Source organism: Mesorhizobium sp. M1A.F.Ca.ET.072.01.1.1 (genome assembly GCF_004023325.1).
Classification (GTDB): domain Bacteria; phylum Pseudomonadota; class Alphaproteobacteria; order Rhizobiales; family Rhizobiaceae; genus Mesorhizobium.
Genome location: NZ_RZSF01000612.1, coordinates 1 through 1,643 on the forward strand (window position 1 = coordinate 1; position 1,643 = coordinate 1,643).

Consider the following 1,643-nt stretch of genomic DNA (forward strand, 5'->3'; position numbering starts at 1 on the left):
GAATGTACATGGTGGCGTCGCCGCCGTCGTCGAGGATCATGTTGGACGTGCCGCCGTCGGCCCACTGGAAGATCCGGTCGGTGTAATCCCAGTAGTCCTGCAGCGACTCGCCCTTGATCGCGAAGACCGGAATGCCGGCCTCGGCGATCGCCGCGGCGGCGTGATCCTGGGTGGAGAAGATGTTGCAGGAGGCCCAGCGTATATCGGCGCCCAGCGCTTTCAGCGTCTCGATCAGCACCGCGGTCTGGATCGTCATATGCAGCGAGCCGGTGATGCGCGCGCCCTTGAGCGGCTTCTTGTCGCCGAATTCCTCGCGGCAGGCCATCAGGCCCGGCATCTCGGTTTCGGCGATCTCGATCTCCTTGCGGCCCCAGCCGGCAAGCGAAATGTCGGCGACCACATAGTCCTTGCTACCCGTCATGGCAGTGCTCCGGTGTGATTGTCTTCAAAAGCGCGCCGGCGCCGGGACGGCGCATGGAGGGCGCGGATTGCCGGCCTGACTAGCAGATCGGCTGCCAAACGACAATGGGATATAAAGAAATCTTTATTCGTGCATGTCTTTCGAGACAATGCGAGCAGCGATCGGCAACCGTCAGATTTCCTCGCCGAAGCGCGAGGCGACCAATTGCTCCAGCGCGTCCATGGCCGGACCGGCTTGCGGACCGCTGGCGGTGACGCGGATCGAGTAGCCGGGGCTTGCCGCCAGCATCATCAGACCCATGATCGAGGTGCCGCCGACCTTCACGCCGTCCTTCTCGACATGAATGGTTGCGTCGAAGCCGCTGGCGACCTGGACGAACTTGGCCGAGGCGCGGGCATGCAAGCCGCGCTGGTTGACGATCGGGAACTCTCGCACAACCTCGTCTTTTTCCGGCGCATGGGCGTTCATTTGCTGCTCAGAAGCTGGCTGGCGACGTTGATGTATTTGCGCCCCGCGGCCTGCGCCTCGTCGAGCGCGGCGGCCATGTTGTCGCCCTTGCGGACCGAGGAGAGCTTGATCAGCATCGGCAGGTTCATGCCGGCGATGACCTCGGTGCGGCCCGATTCCATCACCGAGATGGCGAGGTTGGAAGGCGTGCCGCCGAACATGTCGGTGAGCACGATGACGCCGGCCCCGGTGTCGACGCGTGCCACCGCGTCGACGATGTCGGCCCGGCGCTTCTCCATGTCGTCGTCGGCGCCGATCGCCACCGTTTCGAAATTGTCCTGTGGCCCCACCACGTGTTCGACGGCATGCCGGAACTCGGTGGCGAGTTGACCGTGCGTCACGAGCACGAGTCCGATCATTCTTTGGTGGCTCCCGTCATCGCCGCTTCACTGGCGTATTTTATGTTCGCCAACCATTCCAGGCGGCGGGAGCGCTATCTTGTCGACGCACGGCCGGTTGACAAGCCCAAAATTGCGACGGCCCGGTCCATTTTGACGCATTGCAGCAAAAAAATCCGGACCGGATCATGAAAAAGGCGCTATCGACAGCCGCGCCATCACGGCCGGCACGCCTGTGACAACATTGCGCTCGGCAAGATCGATGCGCGGCACCGGGCAGCCCGCGACCGGCTCGCTGATTTCTTCCTGGAAGCGGGCCATTTCCTCTTTCGGCACCAGCCGGACGTGCAGGTCGATCACGCCGCCCGGCTCGAACG

The 1,643-nt window shown here is 63.4% G+C and carries 3 protein-coding genes and 1 pseudogene; all 4 read right to left on the bottom strand.

All coding sequences use genetic code 11. The features are described 5' to 3' along the window. Window positions 1-421 (bottom strand): adenosylhomocysteinase (locus EOA32_RS36905; protein WP_145971505.1); only part of this gene is annotated, 421 nt, incomplete at its 3' end. Window positions 422-592: 171 nt separating this feature from the next. Continuing rightward, window positions 593-889 carry an HPr family phosphocarrier protein gene (locus tag EOA32_RS36910; protein WP_095799052.1) on the bottom strand — a complete coding sequence of 99 codons (297 nt, stop codon included), beginning with the start codon at window positions 887-889 and terminating at the stop codon, window positions 593-595. After that, the gene (locus EOA32_RS36915) at window positions 886-1,287 is read right to left on the bottom strand and encodes a PTS sugar transporter subunit IIA (RefSeq protein ID WP_067002921.1); all 402 of its coding nucleotides are present in this window, start codon (window positions 1,285-1,287) and stop codon (window positions 886-888) included. Before EOA32_RS36915 ends, EOA32_RS36910 begins: the two co-directional genes overlap by 4 nt. A 165-nt stretch (window positions 1,288-1,452) precedes the next feature. Next, window positions 1,453-1,643: pseudogene (locus EOA32_RS36925) on the bottom strand (HPr kinase/phosphorylase); the annotation flags it as partial.